The 18,649-nt window shown below is 65.5% G+C and carries 15 protein-coding genes and 1 riboswitch; of the genes, 4 read left to right on the top strand and 11 right to left on the bottom strand.

Features of this window, described 5'->3' with window-relative positions:
• Positions 1–98: 98 nt before the first annotated feature.
• The 3 genes from ACWJI3_RS05650 to ACWJI3_RS05640 form a co-directional block, all read right to left on the bottom strand.
• Positions 99–1,139: a hypothetical protein gene (locus ACWJI3_RS05650; protein WP_480203147.1), complete on the bottom strand. Its 1,041-nt coding sequence runs from the start codon at positions 1,137–1,139 to the stop codon at positions 99–101.
• 21 nt (positions 1,140–1,160) lie between these two features.
• Positions 1,161–1,757 (bottom strand): J domain-containing protein, encoded by a 597-nt coding sequence (locus tag ACWJI3_RS05645; protein WP_480203146.1) that lies wholly within the window; start codon positions 1,755–1,757, stop codon positions 1,161–1,163.
• A gap of 399 nt (positions 1,758–2,156) precedes the next feature.
• Entirely contained in the window at positions 2,157–3,131 is a 975-nt protein-coding gene (locus ACWJI3_RS05640; protein ID WP_480203145.1) for an SDR family NAD(P)-dependent oxidoreductase, read from the bottom strand.
• 91 nt (positions 3,132–3,222) lie between these two features.
• Here ACWJI3_RS05640 and ACWJI3_RS05635 point away from each other — a divergent pair, with 91 nt between their 5' ends.
• Both ACWJI3_RS05635 and ACWJI3_RS05630 read left to right on the top strand, forming a co-directional pair.
• On the top strand, positions 3,223–5,301 hold the full coding sequence (locus ACWJI3_RS05635) for a class I SAM-dependent methyltransferase (protein ID WP_480203144.1): 2,079 nt from the start codon (positions 3,223–3,225) through the stop codon (positions 5,299–5,301).
• Positions 5,302–5,382: 81 nt separating this feature from the next.
• Positions 5,383–5,580, top strand: coding sequence for a hypothetical protein (locus tag ACWJI3_RS05630; RefSeq protein ID WP_094511406.1), 198 nt, complete (start codon positions 5,383–5,385; stop codon positions 5,578–5,580).
• On the opposite strand, the gene ACWJI3_RS05625 is transcribed toward ACWJI3_RS05630, so the two are convergent.
• From ACWJI3_RS05625 to speB, 7 genes are all read right to left on the bottom strand, one after another.
• On the bottom strand, positions 5,547–6,332 hold the full coding sequence (locus ACWJI3_RS05625; protein WP_480203143.1) for an ABC transporter ATP-binding protein: 786 nt from the start codon (positions 6,330–6,332) through the stop codon (positions 5,547–5,549). The two genes, ACWJI3_RS05630 and ACWJI3_RS05625, sit on opposite strands and share 34 nt — an antisense overlap.
• Before the next feature lies 1 nt (position 6,333).
• A complete protein-coding gene (locus tag ACWJI3_RS05620; RefSeq protein WP_480203142.1) occupies positions 6,334–7,104 on the bottom strand; it encodes an ABC transporter permease in 771 nt (256 codons plus the stop codon).
• 2 nt (positions 7,105–7,106) lie between these two features.
• A complete protein-coding gene (locus ACWJI3_RS05615) occupies positions 7,107–8,135 on the bottom strand; it encodes an ABC transporter substrate-binding protein (RefSeq protein WP_094511394.1) in 1,029 nt (342 codons plus the stop codon).
• Positions 8,136–8,222: 87 nt separating this feature from the next.
• Positions 8,223–9,629, bottom strand: coding sequence for a type III glutamate--ammonia ligase (glnT, locus tag ACWJI3_RS05610; protein WP_480203141.1), 1,407 nt, complete (start codon positions 9,627–9,629; stop codon positions 8,223–8,225).
• Positions 9,629–10,336, bottom strand: coding sequence for a hydrogenase nickel incorporation protein HypB (hypB, locus tag ACWJI3_RS05605; RefSeq protein WP_255100357.1), 708 nt, complete (start codon positions 10,334–10,336; stop codon positions 9,629–9,631). The genes glnT and hypB overlap by 1 nt, the downstream gene beginning before the upstream one ends.
• A 5-nt stretch (positions 10,337–10,341) precedes the next feature.
• Positions 10,342–10,734, bottom strand: coding sequence for a hydrogenase maturation nickel metallochaperone HypA/HybF (locus ACWJI3_RS05600; RefSeq protein ID WP_480203140.1), 393 nt, complete (start codon positions 10,732–10,734; stop codon positions 10,342–10,344).
• 3 nt (positions 10,735–10,737) lie between these two features.
• Positions 10,738–11,943, bottom strand: coding sequence for an agmatinase (gene speB, locus ACWJI3_RS05595; RefSeq protein ID WP_480203139.1), 1,206 nt, complete (start codon positions 11,941–11,943; stop codon positions 10,738–10,740).
• A gap of 26 nt (positions 11,944–11,969) precedes the next feature.
• Positions 11,970–12,091, bottom strand: a riboswitch (guanidine-I (ykkC/yxkD leader).
• 468 nt (positions 12,092–12,559) lie between these two features.
• On the opposite strand from speB, the gene ACWJI3_RS05590 reads away from it, so the two are divergent.
• Together ACWJI3_RS05590 and ACWJI3_RS05585 are read left to right on the top strand one after the other, a co-directional pair.
• Positions 12,560–15,688, top strand: a complete 3,129-nt coding sequence (locus ACWJI3_RS05590; protein WP_480203138.1) for a calcium-binding protein — start codon at positions 12,560–12,562, stop codon at positions 15,686–15,688.
• A 113-nt stretch (positions 15,689–15,801) separates the two neighbouring features.
• Entirely contained in the window at positions 15,802–17,166 is a 1,365-nt protein-coding gene (locus ACWJI3_RS05585) for an APC family permease (protein WP_480203137.1), read from the top strand.
• Here ACWJI3_RS05585 and dnaB read toward each other — a convergent pair.
• Positions 17,126–18,586 (bottom strand): replicative DNA helicase, encoded by a 1,461-nt coding sequence (gene dnaB, locus ACWJI3_RS05580; protein ID WP_094511379.1) that lies wholly within the window; start codon positions 18,584–18,586, stop codon positions 17,126–17,128. The two genes, ACWJI3_RS05585 and dnaB, sit on opposite strands and share 41 nt — an antisense overlap.
• Positions 18,587–18,649 lie beyond the last annotated feature (63 nt).

The raw sequence follows: 18,649 nt of genomic DNA, 5'->3' as shown, positions 1-18,649 counted from the left end.
ACAAGCACTTCTCACGGACAGACCACCACAAGCCCATGACTTACACCTCCATACACTCCCTGCTGGCCAAGCACTGGCAATTCTCAAACCCAGATATCTCACAAGTTATAATTCATATGATCCTTGTACTGAACATAAAGCCCCTCCAATCTCGTCATCAGCTTGCGTAGACGCTCTGTTCCATAAGGCCCGGCGAAATGGTGGCTTTGTCGTTCGGTGAGGAATGAGAGGAAGTCTTGGGGGTTGCACGACTCCTTGCCGTGCCAGCTGTGGAACTCCAGGTGAATCTTTCTCTCGATCACCAGAATGTTCTCCAGCCGGGTGGCCAGATCTTTGCGGGTGTTGAGGTCAAACAAGTGATGGCCATCGAGCTGGAAATCCGTGGTGGGCTTCTGGACGCGATTGGTGATCGCGCAGCGGCCGTTGGCCAGCTTCTTGGCGGCCTCCTTCGCCTTGCTCACATGGGCATCGAAGGATTCCAGGAACTTCCTGCGGTGCTCCAGGCAGGGTTCCACCACTTCAGACACGGCACTCAGCCACGCCTTGCGGCTTTTGGAAACGCTGCTGTTCTCAGCCATATCGATGGCCAGGCGGCCGATTCCCTTCTGGCTCCAGTGCTCCACACCGGCAAACTCATCGAAATGGGTTCCCTTCTTCAATGGCTCAGTGCCGGTGTAGGAATCGGATCCCAGTTGCCGCTTGCGTGAATTGTTCAGCCCTTTGCCATTGGTTTTGAGCACATTGATCACCTTGTTGCGATGCAGATAGATCAGATCATTGGCGATCAGCACACTGTTGTCGTTCAAGGTTTCCTGGATGATTCGGCGCTCCACCAGAAGTTGCCGCATCTTGGCCTTGCGCTTGGTGATCGCCTCCACAAACAACTCCTTCACGAAACTGAAGATGTTGCTGCCGGACTTCTCCTTCAGATAGGCAGCAATCACCGTGACCCCCTCTTCGTAGAACAAGCGACTGCTGGTGGTGCGGTTACTGCCCGATGCGTATTCAAAATGCTCGCCTGCCGTCAGATCCCACTCATCATTCCCGTGCCGATCAAAAAACGCGACGACCACATAGAGCTTTTTCATGCTGATGCCCAGCAGCTCTGCCGTTTCCGTATCCGTGAGAAGTTCTCGCATGGCAGTTGAAATGGTCGTCACTTATTTGAAGTAGGCCAACAGGGTGTCTCTCATCACCTGGATTTGCTGAAACACGCGGGGATCTCCACCGTGATCAGGGTGATGAATCTTGGCGAGCGATCTGAACACCTCGTTCACGTCGTCGACGGAGGCCGTTTGTGAATCAAGGCCAAAGGCAATCCACGGCCTGAAATTCTCGAGCACATCGATTCCATTGATCGTTGTAGGGCCAGTGAGCGAGCGTTCGTCTTCCGGAACGCCGATCCATTGCCGGTAGAGCTTTAACCAATCGGCGCGGCTTTTCAAGAGCAGGTCCTCTCCCGCCATGGCCATCTGGAAATCCTTGTTGGCCCTCAGCGCCTTTACATCAGCACAGCCAAAGTGCTTGAGTACTGCCTCTTTGAGCTGAGCCATGGTGAGTGGCTTTGGCTTGGCTGGCTTTGCTGTCTTCGGTGGCTTGGGCTCCTTCTTCTTGTGAGTAGCCACAACAAACCGAGCAAAGCCCTCTAGTAGGGACTTGTCGATATTCTCACTGGCCGCTAACCGCGTAATCTCTGCTTGGATGTATGAGTTGAGCGCCAAGGTGGGCTCTTCCGCTGATCCCTTGGCTGAAGCCATGGAACAGATACAGGAGAAAGGGTTTGCATAGAATAGGGGAACGAAAGTTTTTACATCTCATTGATGACATTCTTTGCAATGCGGCCGTCAATTTGCCGTACAAGCACCGCCAAGGCGAGATGCACGCTGGTGTGAACCGATCTCGCTCAGCGACAGATCCAGGTGAGCGAGCCGGAGTTCATCATCTTTTGAATAAACAAGGCGCCGCCCTTCTGGCAAGTCAGTCATCGACTGCATGAGATTCGGGCTGGCTTCCCGAGGTGCTTCTGGAGCGTGTACGTCGCAGGTCAGAGGGCCGATGGACAGCTGGTGTGGGTGCTCGAGACAAGGCACACCAAGCAACGGGCTATGCAGCAGCTGAGCCTTTCGTCACGCCTGTTCCCCAACCCACCGGCGCCTTCACCCCACCACCCCCTCACTCGCCACCCACAACCTCCGCGCCAGCTCCAGGTCCTGCCCTTCAACGCTGGTGGCGCTCGCTTCGAACACGCGCCGGCCTGGGCCGACCACGCGGTTGCGGTGGAAGGTGAAGCCGTTGGCGGCGTAGGCGGGGTCGCAGCAGAGGGCGGCCAGCAGGGCGCCGGCGGTTTCCACGCTTTCGGTGAGGCGCAGCACGGAGCGGGCCGCGAAGGCGAACAGGCGTTGGCCCAGTTCGTTGCTCTGGCGGCTGTAGCGCCAGAAGCCGCCCTCGCTGGTGGGCGGGATCACCAGGCCCGGGCTCCAGCTGAGCACCGGCAGCGGCGTGCCGGCCTCCTCCATGCGGAGCGCGAACTCACGGGCGAACAGCACATTGCAGAGCTTGCTGTCCTTGTAGGCCTTGTCGGCATCGAAGCTGCTGCCATCCACCATCAGCACCGGCTGCCCCGCCTGCAGGCCGGCCAGATCGCCCAGCCCCGCCGGTGAGCCCACCTTGCCGCCGGCGGTGAGCGGGTCGTGCACTTCCGACGCCGTGACCACCAGGCGCGGCGTCTGCCCCGCCAGCAGCAACGGCGTGAGCTGCTGGGCCAGCAGGAAATGGCCCAGGTGGTTCACCGCCACGGTGAGTTCATGGCCCTGGGGCGTCAGGCGTGGTGTCTTGGCGCCGGCGTATTGCAGGCCCGCATTCAGCACCAACGTGTCGATCGGCTGCCCCTGCGCCAGCAGCACCTGCCCGCAGGCGCGCACGCTCTCCAGATCGCCCAGGTCGCACACGGCCACCGCCGGCGCCGTGCCACCACCGGCACGTTCAGCCAGCTGCCGCTGGGCTGTTTCGGCCGTTGCTGCATCGCGGCACAGCAGCGTGAGCGAATGGCCGGCCTGGCACAGCCGCACCGCCGCCTCGAAGCCGATGCCGGAGTTGCCGCCGGTGAGCAGCAGGCGGCGCGTGGCAGCCATGGGCAGACCCCACCAGGTGCAAAGGGCGCCAACCCTAGAAACCGTCGGCTTCACAATGGAGCGCGCAGCCCTTCCGCCGGCCGGTTCGTTCATGCAGTGGCGCGCCACGATTCGCCGCCTCGAACGCAATGGCCTCGGCCTGCTGCTGTTTCCCCTGCTGGTGCTGCGCCGCTACGTTCACCTGCTCGGCCGCACGCTCGAAGGCCTGCTGTGGCAGGAGCTGATCGCCAACCAGCCGCTCGACAGCCAGCTCGGCAACCTGCTCGCCTTTCTGCTGTTCTCCGCCTTCTGCCTCTGGGCCACCCTGGAAGGGGTCGTTCCGTATGTGATCGGCCTGCTGCTGTTCCTGCTGCCCCTGGAGCTGCTCGCCAACCAGCTCGGCCATTCCTGGCGGCCGGACTGCCGGATCCTGCTGGAGCGCTGGGGGGATCGGCTGTCCTGGCGGTGTGAATCCGCCGGCAGCCACGAGCAGCTGGAGCTGCAGCACCACGCCCTGTCCGCCGTGCTGATCCGCGCCGCCCCGCTCGCCCTGCCGCTCGGCGAAGCCCGTCCGCAGGGCTGGGATGTGCTGCTGGCGGTGCAGGATCCTGCCCGCGAGCTGCTGCTCGACCGTCAGCCCACACTCGCGCTCGCCTGGCAGCGCGCCTTTGCCCTCGCCCGCAAGCTGGCGTTGCCGCTGCGGTTGGCGGACACCGACGGGGCGGACGGCCTGGAGGAAGCGGGGCCGCCGGCGAGCGTGTGGGCGGTGGTGGAGGAAGACGGCGCCACCCGGATCTTCCGCGACCGCAGCACCGTGAGCGCCTCGCAGTGGTGGCGGGCGTTTGTGCACCAGGGCGGCTACCTGCTGTTTCTCGCCGTGCTCAACACCGTGATGGTGAAGTACGGCGGCTTTCTGATCTGGATGCTGGGTCCGCGGCTGGGCCTCACCGCCCCCACCACGCTCGTGCTCGATCTCTCTCTGCCCGGCCTGCTCTCGCTCGCCCTGCCCGACGGGAGCGTGATCCAGGCGCTGCTGGTGGTGGCGGCGCTCGGTGCTGCCGGCTTCGGCAGCTACCGCCATTGGAGCCGGCAGGAGCTGCGCATCGATGCCGAACGCGTGGGCGTGTGGCGCACCGGCCATGCCGCCGTTCACCTGCCCACCCGCGTGGTGGTGGCCGCTTTGACGCTGCACCAGCCCGAGCCCCAGGTGCTGCTCTGGAGCGAGCGCCGTCCACCCGTCCAGCTGCAGGGCCTCGCCGGTGCCCGCGAAGCCGCCGCACTGGCGGGCGCGCTGCAGGCGGCGCTGGAGCGCTGGAAGCCGGCGGCGGAGGCCATTCCGGGTGCAGAGCCTGAAGCTCCCGCCGGCAACGAGCAGCAGCGGATCGTGAGCAGCACCGCTGCCCTGCCGCTGCAGCAGCGGGCCGACTGGTATGTGCCGGCTGCAGCCGCCTACGACGCTGTGCGACCCGGCTATCCGGCGGCGGTGATTGAGCAGGTGGCGGCCCTGGCCGGGGTGGGCGATGGTTCAGAGCTGTTGGAGCTGGGCTGCGGGCCGGGCACCGCCACCGTGGCTTTCGCGCGGCTCGGCTGCGCCATCACCGCCCTGGAACCCAACCCAGCCTTCGTGGCGCTGGCGCGCGAGCGTTGCGCCGGCTTCGGGCGCGTGCGCATCGAGCCGCTGGCCTGCGAGCAGTGGCCGGTGCAGGAGCAGGCCTTCGACGCCGTGCTCGCCGCCAGCTCCTTTCACTGGATCCCCGCCGGCCTCGGCTCGCGCACCGCCGCCCGGGCGCTCAAGCCCGCAGGCGCCCTGATCCTGCTCTGGAACAAGGAGCTGCAACCCTCGCTCGCCCTGCACGAACGCTTCGCCGCCAGCTATGCCCGCTTCGCCCCCCACCTGCACCGCCGCGAGAGCGACGCCGAGCAGCAGGCGGTCCTTGAGGCGCTGGTGCGGCAGCTGGTGGATCCCGCCCTGTTCACCACCCCGCAGGGCGGGCGCGTGCAGGTGCAACTGCGCTACACGGCGGAGCACTACCTGGCCCTGCTCAGCACCTACTCCCCCTACCTGCGCCTGGAGCCCGGCCCCCGTGAGGCCCTCTTCGCCGAGCTGCGCCGCCTCATCGACACCGAGGCCGGCGGCAGCGTGGAGCTCACCGGCCACTCCGCCTTTCACGTGGCCCGCAAACGCGGCTGACCCCCACCAGAACGCCCGTCACAGCCATAGAATCTGTTCACAATGAACAGACACTGGGCGTTCAATCCGCCCGGCCCGGCCATGCCCCGCACCCTTCGCGATCCTCACCACCACGCCATGCTCGTGTCGCTGCAGCGCCGCTACCGGGCCGCCATGCACACCGGCAACGTGAGCGCCAAGCAGGCGCTCTACCGCGAGGCCGTCTATCTCGGCATCCAGCCCGCCTTGCTGCATGGCGGCAGCGATCACACCGGCGGCAGCGGCGTCACCGCCTCCTGACTCAACCCCCGCAGACAGCGGGCCAGGTCTTCGCGCACCTCCAGAAAACGGCGGTCCACCCGCAGCGCGCCCAGATCGCTGCGGTCGAGCTCGGCTTCCACCGTGCGCACGATCCGGCCCGGATGCGGCGCCATGATGTGCACCCGCTGGGCCATCAGCAGCGCCTCCTCCAGGTCGTGGGTGATCAGCAGGGCGGTGAGCCCGGTGCGGTTCCACAGCTGATAGAGAAACTCCTGCATCGATTCGCGGATCTGCAGGTCGAGGGCGCCGAACGGTTCATCGAGGAGCATCACCTTCGGATCGGCCGCCAGGGCACGGGCGATCGCCACCCGTTGCTGCATCCCGCCGGACAGCTCCCGTGGCAGACGCCCTGTCGCATCCTGCAGGCCCACCACTTCCAGGAAATAGCCGGTGCGCTCACGCACCTCCCTTGCCGGCCGCCCCTGCAGTTTCATGCCGAAGGCCACGTTGTCGGCCGCCGTCATCCACGGATAGAGGCTGTATTTCTGGAACACCATGCCGCGGTCGTGGCCGGGGCCGGTGATCGGACGGCCGTCCATCAGGATCGTGCCGCTGGTGGGCCGATCGAGCCCGGCGATCAGGCGCATCACCGTGCTCTTGCCCGATCCGGAGCTGCCCACCAGCGCCACGAATTCCCCCGACTTGATGTCGAAGCTGATCGTGTCGAGCACCTGCTTGGCAGCACGGCCCTGCCCGAAGGATTTGCACACCGATGTGAGCGAAAGATGCATGTCAGATGGCCCAGCGGCAGGTGCGGCGCAACACGAGTCGGAACAGCAGATCGATCACCAGACCGATCAACCCGATCACGATCAGGTACGCGAAGATCTCATCGGTGCGCAGGAAGCGCTGGGCCAGGCTGATGCGCTTGCCCAGCCCCTCGTTGGCGGCCACCAGCTCCGCCACGATCACCAGGTTCCAGGCGGCGGCCATGTTGATGCGGTACGCATCCAGCACCTGGGGAGCGATGAAGGGGGTCACCACGCGGGTGAGGATCTGGAAGCGGCGCCCACCCATGGTGAGGGCCGATTCCAGCAGTTCGGCCGGCACGAACTTCACCGCATCCATGATCATCAAGGTGTTGAAGAACAAGGTGCCGATGAAGATCAGCAGCACCTTGGGCAGCTCCCCCAGGCCGAAATAGATGATCAGCAGCGGGATGAAGGCCGGCGCGGGCATGTAGCGGATCAGGCCGATCAACGGCTCCAGCAGCCGGCAGATGATCCGGTTGCTGCCCATCGCGATCCCCAGCGGCAACGACACCAGCATCGAAAGCGCATAGCCGCCCAGCACCCGGCCGATGCTGGCGATCGCATCGGCCAGCAGGATGCCCGCCTCCGCCTGGGCGGAGCCCGCCGCCAACACCGCCGCCGGGCTGGGCAGAAACAGCTTGTCGACGCTGCCACTCACCGCAATCAGCTGCCACACCACCAGCACCGTGAGGATGCCGAGCACACCCAGCACCCACGGATGGTCGAGGCGTCGCCGCAGGCCCGCGCTCAACTTCACTGCGCCGCATCCACGAAGCGCGGATCAAACAGCTTGCTGAGATCCGGCGGGGTCTTGGCCAGACCCACCTCCTGCAGGAAGGTGCTGATCTGGGCGGCGGCGAACGGCAGCGAATCCATCGTCTCGCCCGGCTTCATCGCCTGGCGGTTCTGCTCCAGCGTGAAGATCGTGGTGCCGGCGTCGTACTCGGTGTACTCCGCCTCGCTCACGCCAGCACGGGCGGCCAGGATCGCCAGGCTCGGGGCCGGGTTGGCCTTGATCTCCGCCAGCGTGGCGAACCAGGCGTTCACCACCTTCTGCAGCTGCTCAGGGTTCTTCTCCACAAATTCGGTGCGGCACACCAGGTGGTCGCTGATCGAGCCGGGGAAATCCTTCGACGAGAACAAGGTGGTGCTGCCCGGACGCTTCAGCGCCTGGGTGGTGAAGGGCGCGAACACACCCACCGCATCCACCTGGCCGGCCACGAACGCAGCGGCGGCGGCGCCGGTTTCCAGCGGCACGAAGGTGATGTCGGAGGCACTCAGGCCCGCCTTCTTCAGGCCCAGCAGCAACAGATAGTGATCGACGGTGCCTTCTTCCGCCGCCACTTTCTTGCCCTTCAGATCGGCCACGCTCTTGATGCCTTCGGCGGCGATGATCTGGTCGTTGCCGGTGGAGTTGTCGTTGGTGAGCACCACCGTGAGGGCGGCGCCGCCGGCGATCGAGCTGATCGTGTCACCCAAGGTCTGGCTGTTGCAATCCAGCTGGCCGGCATTGAGGGCGTTGATCGAATCGAGATAGCCGTCGAACCACTGCAGGGTCACCGGCACGCCCGCCGCTTCAAACAAGCCCTTTTCTTCGGTCACCTTCCAGGGGATCCAGCCCGGCCAGGCGCTGTAACCGATGCGCACCGGCGATGCCGAGGTTTCCGCCGGCGGCTGCTGGCAGCCCACCAGCAGGCCACCGCCCAGCAGGGCCGTGAGCAGCAGGCTGGTGGTGCGCCGCAGCCTGAGGCGCGGGAAGCGGAAGCGGGAAGGTGCGGTCATGAAGAAACGGGTGTGGGGGGGAATGGAGCCGGAGCCGGGGGGGGCTAGAGGAGGCGGCAGGTGCTGGGGCTGGCGCGGGCTGGCATGTCAGAAGAACTCCAGGTAGTGCTCCAGCTCCCAGGCCGAAATCGCGCCGTGATAGGCCTCCCATTCCGCCCGCTTCAGTGACACGAAGGCATCAAACATTGCGGGCCCGAACACCTCACGGCAGAGCGGATCGGCGGCAAACGCCTCGACCGCTTCGCCCAGGTGGCGCGGCAGCGTGTGCAACCCGCGCTCGGCCCGCTCCGCCGCGCTCAGCCGGTAGGCATTCACCCGGTTGGCGGGGGGCGGCACCAGCTGCTCGCGGATGCCCTCCAGACCTGCCGCCAGGATCAGCGCCGCACCCAGGTAGGGGTTGCAGGAGCTGTCGGCGGCGCGGCACTCCACCCGCCCGCCAGCGGAAGGAATGCGCAGCATGTTGGTGCGGTTGTTGTTGCCGTGGCAGATGAACACCGGCGCCCAGGTGAAGCCGCTCATGCTTCCCTGTGCCACCAGCCGCTTGTAGCTGTTCACCGTGGGGGCGATCACGGCGCAGATCGCAGCGGCATGGCGCAGCACCCCGGCGATGAACTGCTCCGCCAGCGGGGTGATCGCACCCGGTTCGCCACTGCCGGGATCGAACAGATTGGCGCCGCTCTGCACATCGGCCAGCGACATGTTGAAGTGGGCGCCGCTGCCGGTGCGGTGCGCGAACGGCTTGGGCATGAAGCTGGCGATCAGCCCATGGCGGCGGCAGATCTCCTTCGCCATCAGCTTGAAGAAGGTGAGCCGGTCGGCCATGGTGAGCGCCTCGGCATAGGCGAAATCGATCTCGAACTGGCCGTTGCCGTCTTCGTGATCGAAGGAATACACGCCCCAGCCCAGGCCATTCATGCTCTGCACCAGCTCATCGAGCCAGTCGAGGTTGTCGAGCAGGCCGCCCAGGTCGTAGCAGGGTTTATCGAGCGTGTCGCGGCCGCTGGCCGGCACCAGGGTTCCATCGTCCTGGCGGCGCAGCACGAAGAATTCGGTTTCGATGCCGAGGTTGAAGCGGTAGCCCAGCGCCGCCGCCTGCTGCCACACCCGCGTCAGGATCTGGCGGCTGCAGGCCTCGAACGGGGCGCCGTTGAGCTGCAGGCTGCTGGCCAGCCACACCACATCACGGCGCCAGGGCAACACTGTGGCGCTGGCCAGATCGGGGATGGCCGCCACTTCGTCGTCGCTGACATCCTGCGGCACGCCATCAAGCGCCGCCCCAGTGAACAGCTCCGAACCCGACAGCATCGAGGCGAAGTGATCGAGCGGCACCGCCTTCGCCTTGCCGTTGCCGTGGATGTCCACGAAGCTGGCCAGCGCATACGTCACGCCGCGGCTGAGCAGATCCACCTGCACGTCTTCCCCCACGCCTGCGGTCGTCGGCTGGGGCGCCGATGGCGTCGCCGGCAGCGGTGCCGATGGGCTGGCCAGCTCCATCAGGCGTTCACCAGGGCCGGCGGCTGGCTGGCGGCGTGCTCACGCACCGTGGCCAGCAGCCAGCGGTGCCACTCGCCCATGCCCTGGCCCGTGCCTGCCGACACGCGGAACACCTGGGCGCGGGGATTCACCGCCCGCACATGCTCCTCGATGCGGCTCACATCCACCGGCACATACGGCAGCAGATCAATCTTGGTAATCAACACACAATCGGCCTCGCGGAACATCACCGGATACTTGAGCGGCTTGTCATCGCCTTCGGTGACACTCAGAAGCGCCACCTTGAGGTGTTCACCCACCTCGAATTCCGCCGGGCACACCAGATTGCCCACGTTCTCCACCCACAGCAGATCCAGCGCCGCAGGATCGAGCCGCTGCTGCAGCAGGGTGAGGCCGCCGCTCACCATCGCCGCATCGAGATGGCAGGCCCGGCCGGTGGTGATCGGCACCACCGGCACCCCCACCGCTGCCAGCCGGTCGGCATCCAGCTGGGTGGTCATGTCGCCCTCCAGCACCGCCATCGCCAGCTCGGGGGAAAGGGCCGTGATCGTGCGCTCCAGCAGGGAGGTCTTGCCGGCGCCGGGGCTGCTCATCACATTCAGGCAGAGCAGCTTCCAGGCATCGAAATGCTCGCGGTTGTGGTCGGCACGGTGTTGATTGGCCGCCAACAGGTTGCGTCCGAGTGTGTCTTCCAGGGGCATGTGCATGGCGTTCAGGCGGAAAGGATGGAAGCCCGGTCTGCGGGTACAGCGGGGGAGGTGTAATCGATGCTGCGAATCCTCAGCTCACGGCCCGAGAGGATCTCCTCCATCGGGTGGTGGCAGCACGGGGATTGGTAGGCCTGGGCAGGGTCGGGGCTGTAGTCGCTGCCGCAGGCCACACAGCGCGCCCGCAGCGGCACCGATTCGATGCGCAGCTCCGAACCATCCAGCCAGCTGCCCTGCACCGCAGCCCCGTAGGTGAACATCAGCGCGGCGGGTTCCACGCAGGTGAACGTGCCCACCTGCAGATGCACCACCTGCACGCAGGGAACGTGGGGATGGTGCTCCTGCTTCCACTCTTCGAGCGAAAGCAGCAGGCAGCGGGTCATGTCCACTTCATGCATGGCTCACCTCCATTTCTGGTCGACGTTCATGTTGCAGGCCTCATGCAGCCAGGCTGGCTTCTGCTTGCGCGGCAGCTGACCGCTCACCACCAGGTGGGCCATCACATCGCAGATCACGCGCGTGGCCATCAGGGACGTCATGTCGCTGATGTCGTAAGGGGGGGAAACTTCCACCACCTCAAGGCCGCACACCGGCACGTTGCGCACGATCAGCTCCAGCAGCTTGAGGGCTTCCCGTGGCAGCAGGCCGCCCGGTTCCGGCCAGCCGGTGCCGGGCACGAAACCGGCGTCGATGCAGTCGATGTCGAAGGAGATGTAGACGCAGTCGGTGCCATCGGTGGCACGCTCGATCGCATACTTCGCGGCGGCCTGCAGGCCCATGTCGCAGATGTCCGTGACGGTGAGCACGTTGGTGCCCCGCTCGCGGCACACCTTCACCCCTTCGCGCGGCACCTGCCAGCCGCCGATGCCCAGCTGCACCAGGTTCTCGGCCGGCGCGTTGGCCATGTTGGTGGCATGGAACCAGGGGCAGGTGTGCATGCGTTCATCCAGGTCGATCTCCTGGGTGTCCACATGGCGGTCGAAGTGGATGATGCCCACCTTCTTGTCGCCGAGGTGGCGGCAGACGCCCCGCACGGTGGGGAAGCCGATCGAGTGATCACCGCCGAGCAGAATCGGGAAGGCGCCGCTGGCGAACACATGCGCCACCCCCTTGGAGATCTGGTCGAAGCTCTTCTCGTTGTTGGCGGGAATCGTGAAGATGTCGCCCGCATCGCAGAGGCTGATCGATTCGCGCAGATCCACCCCCATTTCGTAGTTGTAGGGGGTGTAAAGCGCGGAGATGCGGCGGATGCCCTGGGGGCCGAAGCGGGTGCCGGGGCGGTAGGTGGTGCCGCAATCGTGCGGGATGCCCACGATCGCCACATCGAAGTCACCGACGCGGTTCACGTCTTCGATGTAGGGCGCCTTCATGAAGGTGTTGATGCCCGCGTAGTGGGGCAGCTCACCGCGCGAGAAGGTGGAGATGCGCCGGTCAACGATGCTCTCGGCCGCTTCGAGGCCATAGCGCAGCCCCTGGTCCACCTCCTGCTGCCAACCGGTGAGCGGCAGACGGGCTTCCTTCTCGAGCGCCTCGGCGCCCTGCTGGCCGGCGCCTGTGCTGGAGCTGCGGCGGTCAAAGGCCTCTTCAGGCCCTGGGGTTGCTGTCATGGCGGAACACGGAGGTGGGGGGTGCGGTCTCCCGGGCTTTTATCCCTCCGTGCAACCGGGTGACCCCGGTGAGCCTCTCTCGGACCAGACGCCCATGCCGGCTCGCTGATGCGAACAGACGCAGACCGGAACCCTAGAAGCTTCTTCCGCTCGCGAATGCTCCCCCCAGCACAGCGGCAGCGTTGTCATGACCGTTACCGAGTTGAAGGGAGGGGAGGCCTGCAGCGCTGGACTGTCAGCGCTGGACTGTCGTGCAAGGAGGGAGCGACCTTGAGGAGGGAGAAGGCGAAGGCCTCCCCGTTTGGAGCCGACACGTCGGCGACACCATCCTCGAGAGCACCATCACGCGCCGTGTGGACGTTGCCCTGTTCATGGTGGAGGTGAGCATGAACGATGCACTTGTCCACGAGGCCCCAGCGGTGGTCGGCTGCAACACAGCGCAGCTCCACCGCCAGGGCGGGGTCGTGCTCGGCGGTCGGCCATCCTTCTGAGGCTGGAGCAACCGTTCGAACCCCATAGGGCTGTGCAGGCCGGAGCTTCAGCCTTTTTGAGGTACCAACACTCGGATAAAATCACTCCCAAGTAAATTCCTTCATGCGGCCAAGCGCAAGCATTCATGACAACTAACGTCACCCAAGCCACGCGAAACGACGAAGGCTGGAAGCGCGCGATCGTCAATCCAGATCCAGTTGACGGCCTGGACTATCTGAATTACTTCGCGAACCAGCCAGGGGGATACAACGTCGATATCAGGACCAGCAATAATGGCTTCAATCCCTGGCCCTACACAGAGTACTTCGTTTTCCGAATCGGGGATGACACCGGCACCGCTTCCGACACCATCTGGACCAACAATGCCGGGACCTTTGAGGCCCGCGAGGGCGACGACACCTTTGTCAACTTTGCTACGAATAACGCCATAGGCGGGAGTTCTGCATCGCGGCCCGTGGTGTTCTTCGGCGGCAACGGCGACGATCAGTTCAATCCTTCCACAGAAACCGACCCCGAACTTACTGGCGCCACCGTTGTCTATGGCGGCTCCGGAAACGACACCATCAATGGCGGGTTTGACGAAGACATCCTGTTCGGCGACACGACAAACAGTTTCCTCAACAACCCGGGGTTCGGCCCGTTACTCATCGACCTTGCCCCCTACGACACCAGCCGCGACGGCAACGACATCCTCAACGGCTATGCCGGCAACGACCTTTTATCAGGCGATGGCGGCAACGATCAACTGTTCGGCGGTGATGGATCCGATACCCTCCTGGGAGGTGATGGCAGCGACTTCCTTTATGGTGGACCCCGCGCAGCCGGCTTCCAGGATGTGTTGACCGGCGGCAACGGCGCCGACGTCTTCCTGCTGAGTTATAACCAAGAGAGTTCCAGTTCCGCGTTCTGGTCCAACTTCTTTTTGAGATTGGGCCTCGACGTTGCCAATGCGAGCCTGAGGGGTGCCTTCCAGACTGGCATCAAAACCGCATCCACCCCCCCCAGCCCCACCACACAAGCGGCAGGCATCGAGACCGGCTTCCTGGCCGCCTCCATCAGTGTCGTTGTACCTGAGGTGGGCCCGCTGATCAGCCTTTTTGTCAGTCTTCTCGGGGACCTGTTCGCGAGCTCAACGCCTGCGAATCAGGACGTGATGATTGTCACCGACTTCGACCCGCGCGAGGATGTGCTGCAACTCCCGCTGCAACAAGAGGTCTTCGAGAGTCTCAGCGTCAGCGTCGAAACAAACCTCCAGGCTCCTGGCTTGGTCCCCGGGGCACCAACATTGGTGTTTTCAGCCGGCGGCGTCTCCTATGCCTATCTCCAGTTGAGTGCCGACTTCATCGCCGACATGAACCTCGCGGTGAGTGGCAACACGGAGCAGGTGCTCAAGAACATTTTCAACTTGACCCAGTCATCCTTCCTGGTCTCAACCAGTGGCGACGTCACCTTCAGCAACCTCTCCACCAACAACCCCTCCTCCAACACGAAAGGACTTCTCAGCGAACTGCCCAACGGCGGATTCCAGCCGGTACAAGCACAGCTGCCCAGTGGATCGTTGGTGGGCATGTACGGTGCGATCGGCGGACTGGTGATGACCAGGCTCTCGAGCAATGGGGTCCTCGCCGGGACGAATTACAACGACGTGCTCTCGGGCAATGAAATAATCCTCGACCCGTCGCAGCTCACCACAGCCAACCTGTCTGGAGTTGGACAGCCGGCCTATATCTATGGATTCGGTGGTGCCGATCTGATCTACGGCACCACGGGGAAAGACACGCTCGACGGCGGCGACGGCGACGACGTCATCTGGAGCTTCACAAGCGCGCCCAAGGGCGGCGGCGCCCAACCCGAGAACATCGCGGGTGGTGACGGCGATGACCTGCTCATTGGCGGTACCACAGCCGGAAGCTTCGACGGGGGCACGGGCAGTGACACCTTCTCCGTCTTCTACATCAAGGATGAATCTGGGTTTCCATCACCCATGCAACTTGAGGTCGATCTCGTACTCGGCTACGCCGCCGAACGGCCTTTGTCTGACGATTTCGACCTCTCTGCCCCGGTCGGGCCGGCACCCTTCCCGGGCACTGGCCAAAACGCGGTGACGAACAGCTACATCCTCACCAGCATCGAGAACGCCATCGGCGGCCCGCTCAACGACTGGATCCGTGCCGCCTCCGGCTCCGTGATCGAGGGTGGCAATGGCGCCGACTTTCTCCTCGCTGAGGCGGTGGGCGGCGTCACCCTCAGCTACCAGGGATCCGAAGACGGGGTGAGCGTGCAGATCTTCGAAGATGGCGCGATCAGCAGCGGCGGCGACGCCGAGGGCGATGCCATCGGCACCAGCACCCTCCCCTTCTTCTCCTTGCAGTTCGCCGCCACGAACTTCGTTGGCCTGATCGGATCGGCGAAGAACGACACGCTTGGCGGCTATCTCTCCAATGTCAATGACGGTGGAGACATCTTCACCTTCACCGGCAATGGTGGAACCGACGTGTTCCAGATCACCGGCGCCGCCCCCGCCGCGGCGGGCAGAGGGTCCGTCTTCATCACCGACTTCGACGGCCAGGGTGGAAGCGGGGACAAAATCGACCTCCGCCCACTCGGCACGACGGCGTCCGATCTTGACATCATCGGCCCCGGCGCTTTCGCACGCGGAGCCAATGGGCAAGACATCGAAATCGTCATAGGCGGCCTCGATTCCCCCAAGCTCACCCAGGCGGATTTTCTGCTCGCCAAGTCTGTCTTTGGTGTTGGACAAGCGCGGAGGGAGGGCGATGGGCTGTCTGGTGGCATTGGTAGGGACCTGATCTTCGGCAACCACCGCCAGGATTTCCTTTTCGGTAATGGCGCAAACGATTTGATTACCGGCGACGCCGGCAACGACGTGGCCGATGGGGGCGCAGGGAATGATCGGCTGAGCGGCGGATCGGGCGCTGACCGACTGCGGGGCGGCACGGGGAGAGACAGGCTGGCCGGTGGCAGCGGGGACGACCTGATTGACGGCGGTGTCGACGCTGACACGATGCGCGGCGGGCAGGGGGCTGACACCTTCTTGCTGCGCTTCGGCGAAATCAACGGTGACTACATCGTGGATTACAACCGTTCGGAGGGTGACCGGCTGACGGTCGTGGGCAGCGGCCCGCTGTCCGTCGTGGGGCGGATCGGGGGGATCTTCGCCATCTCCGATGGCATGACCACCGAAACCGTCAAGGTGTTCGGTGCGACGCCAGCGGATTTCATCCTGGCCTGAAGGCATCCGCAGCAAAGCTGGCACCGTCGGCCTCGGCCGCCCCCTCACCCCTGCGGGAGGGCCATGACAGCCGCTTTCCGGCCCTACGCTTCGGAGCCGCCGTGGGGCCTGAGATGGAACCCAAGCCCCAGGCGCCCGCGCCGCCCGCCGCCGCCGGCGGCTTGCTGCACATCCTCGGGCTGGGCTTCGGGCTGGCTGGGGCGGTGGGCGGCTCGATGGGTGCCGGCATCCTGCGCACCCCGGGGCTGGTGGCGGCCCAGCTGGGCAGCGCTCCGCTGATCCTGCTGGCCTGGCTGGTGGGTGGGCTCTATGCCCTCTGCGGTGCCTTCGCCGTGGCGGAACTGGGAGCGGCCCTGCCCCGTGCCGGTGGCTGGACGATCTACGCCCGCCGCGCCCTCGGCGATCGCGCCGGCTTTGCCGTGGGCTGGATCGACTGGCTCGGCCATTGCGCCGGCCTGGCCTGGGTGGCGATCACGATCGGGGAGTTCGCCCGCGGCCTGGTGCCGGCTCTGCCCCCCGGCGGCAAAGCGGTGGCCCTGTTCACCCTGGTGGGCTTCGCCCTGCTGCAACGGCTGGGCCTGAGGGCGGGCAGCCTCAGCCAGCAGATCCTCAGCCTGCTCAAGGCCGTCGCCTTTCTGGCCTTGATCGGCGCCTGCCTGCTGGTGGCCCCGCCCGCCGCCAGCACGAGCACGCCGCTGATGGCCCCGAGCGGCACCCCGCTGGCCCTGGCCGCCGCCGGGGTGTTCGCGCTTCAGGCCGTGATCACCACCTACGACGGCTGGCAGAGCCCGATCTACTTCGCTGAGGAGTTCACCGCGCCGGCCACCGACCTGCCCCGCTCCCTGATCGGCGGCGTGGTCGCCGTCACGGGGGTTTACCTGCTGGTGAACGTGGCCCTGCTCAAGGTGCTGCCGCTGGAGGCGATGGCCGCCTCCACCCTGCCGCTGGCCGACGCTGCCGCCCGCCTGTTCGGGCCGTTCAGCGCCCAGCTGATCACCGCCCTGGCGCTGCTGTCCTCGATCGGGCTGGTGAACACGGTGATCATGTGTGCGCCGCGCATCCTGTTCGGCCTCAGCCGCGATGGCCTGCTCCTGCCCGTCTTCGCGCGGGTGAATGCGGGCGGCACCCCCGATGCGGCCCTGCTGCTCACCACCGCCGTGACGGCGACCCTGATCCTCTGCGGCGATTTCCAGCTGCTGCTGGGTGTGTCCGTCTTTTTCTATGTGCTGCTCTATTTCACCGGCATCACGTCGCTGTTTCTGCTGCGCTGGCGTGAACCGGACCTGGAGCGCCCGGTGCGGGCCTGGGGCTACCCGCTCAGCGCGGCGGTGGTGTGGCTGGGCTCGCTGGCCTTTCTGATCAGCGCCGCCATCGGCGACAGCACCAACAGCCTGATCGCCGCCGGGTTGATCGCCCTCAGCCTGCCGGCGCAGCTGCTCAGCCGCCGGATGGGCTCGCCAGATTGCGGAAGCGGGTGAACTGCGGCTCGAACAGCAGCTTCACCGTGCCCACCGGGCCGTTGCGGTGCTTGGTGACGATCACTTCGGTGATGCCGCGATCGGCCGTGTCCGGGTTGTAATACTCGTCGCGGTAGATCATCAGCACCAGGTCGGCGTCCTGCTCGATCGAGCCCGATTCACGCAGATCGCTCAGCATCGGCCGCTTGTTGGTGCGGCTCTCCACGCCGCGGCTGAGCTGGGAAAGGGCGATCACCGGCACGTTCAGCTCGCGGGCCATGCCCTTGAGGCCCCGGGTGATGCGCGACAGCTCCTGCACGCGGTTGTCGGGGGTGGAGCCCTCCATCAGCTGCAGATAATCGATCACGATCAGGCCCAGCTCCTTGCCCTGCTCGGCCATCAGCCGCCGGCAGAGCGAGCGCATCTCCAGCACGCCCGCATTCGGCTTGTCGTCGATGAACAGGGGCAGCTGGCCCAGGGTGTTGATGCCCTGGCCCAGCAGCGGCCATTCCTCCTGCTGCAGGCGCCCGGTGCGCAGCCGGCCGCTCTCGATCCCCACCTCCATCGAAAGCAGCCGGTAGGTGAGCTGCTCCTTGCTCATCTCCAGCGAAAACACGCACACCGGCAGCTGGTGGAGCTGGGCCACGTTCTTGGCGATGTTGAGCACGATCGAGGTTTTGCCCATCGCCGGCCGACCCGCCACGATGATCAGATCGCTGCGCTGCAGGCCCTGGGTGATGGCGTCGAGGTCGTAGAAGTTGACCGCGATGCCAGCCATCGACGTGCCGACGGAGCGGCTTTCGATCTCGTTGAAGGTGCTGGTGAGGATTTCGGCGGTGGGGGTGAGCCCCACCGACGGTTTCTCCTGGCTGATCGCGAAGATCTGCTGCTCCGCCTCATCGAGCACCTGCTCCATCGGCTTCGACTGGTCGAAACCCAGCCGGATCACCTCGTTGCCGGAGCGGATCAGCTGACGGCGCAGGTATTTGTCCATCACCAGGCGGGCGACCTGGTCGATCGAGGCGGTGCTGAGCGTGCGCTCCACCAGCTCCACCAGCCGGTTGGTGCCGCCCACCTTCTCCAGCTGGCCCGTATCGGCCAACCAGGCGGCCATGGCGGTGAGGTCGGTGGGCTTGCCCTGGCTGTGCAGCATCAGGGCGGTGCGGTACACCTCCCGGTGGGCTGTGAGATAGAAGGCCTCCGGACGCAGCACGTCGGCGATGCGGCCCATGGCGTCGGGGTCGAGCAGGATGCCGCCCAACACCGCCTCCTCCGCCTCCAGGTTCTGGGGAGGCAGCTGGTCGGGCAGGGCCTCGAAGCGGGCTTCGTCCTGCTCGCGCCCGCGCCGCCGGAACGGCCCGGCACCGCCCGCCGCCCCGCCTGGCGCGGTCGTGGGCACGGCACCGGGGCCGTCCGCAGCTGGAAAAGGGACGCTCACCATGGCGGCAGGCTAAGGGTTCCCGGCCGACGCTCCGGTGTGCGTTGGTGCCCCGTGCGGGCGGCG

The organism is Marcopretia estuarina LEGE 06307 (genome assembly GCF_056633115.1).
Note: the sequence above shows the minus strand (reverse complement) of the source record. Positions and strands in the feature narration are given on the sequence as shown.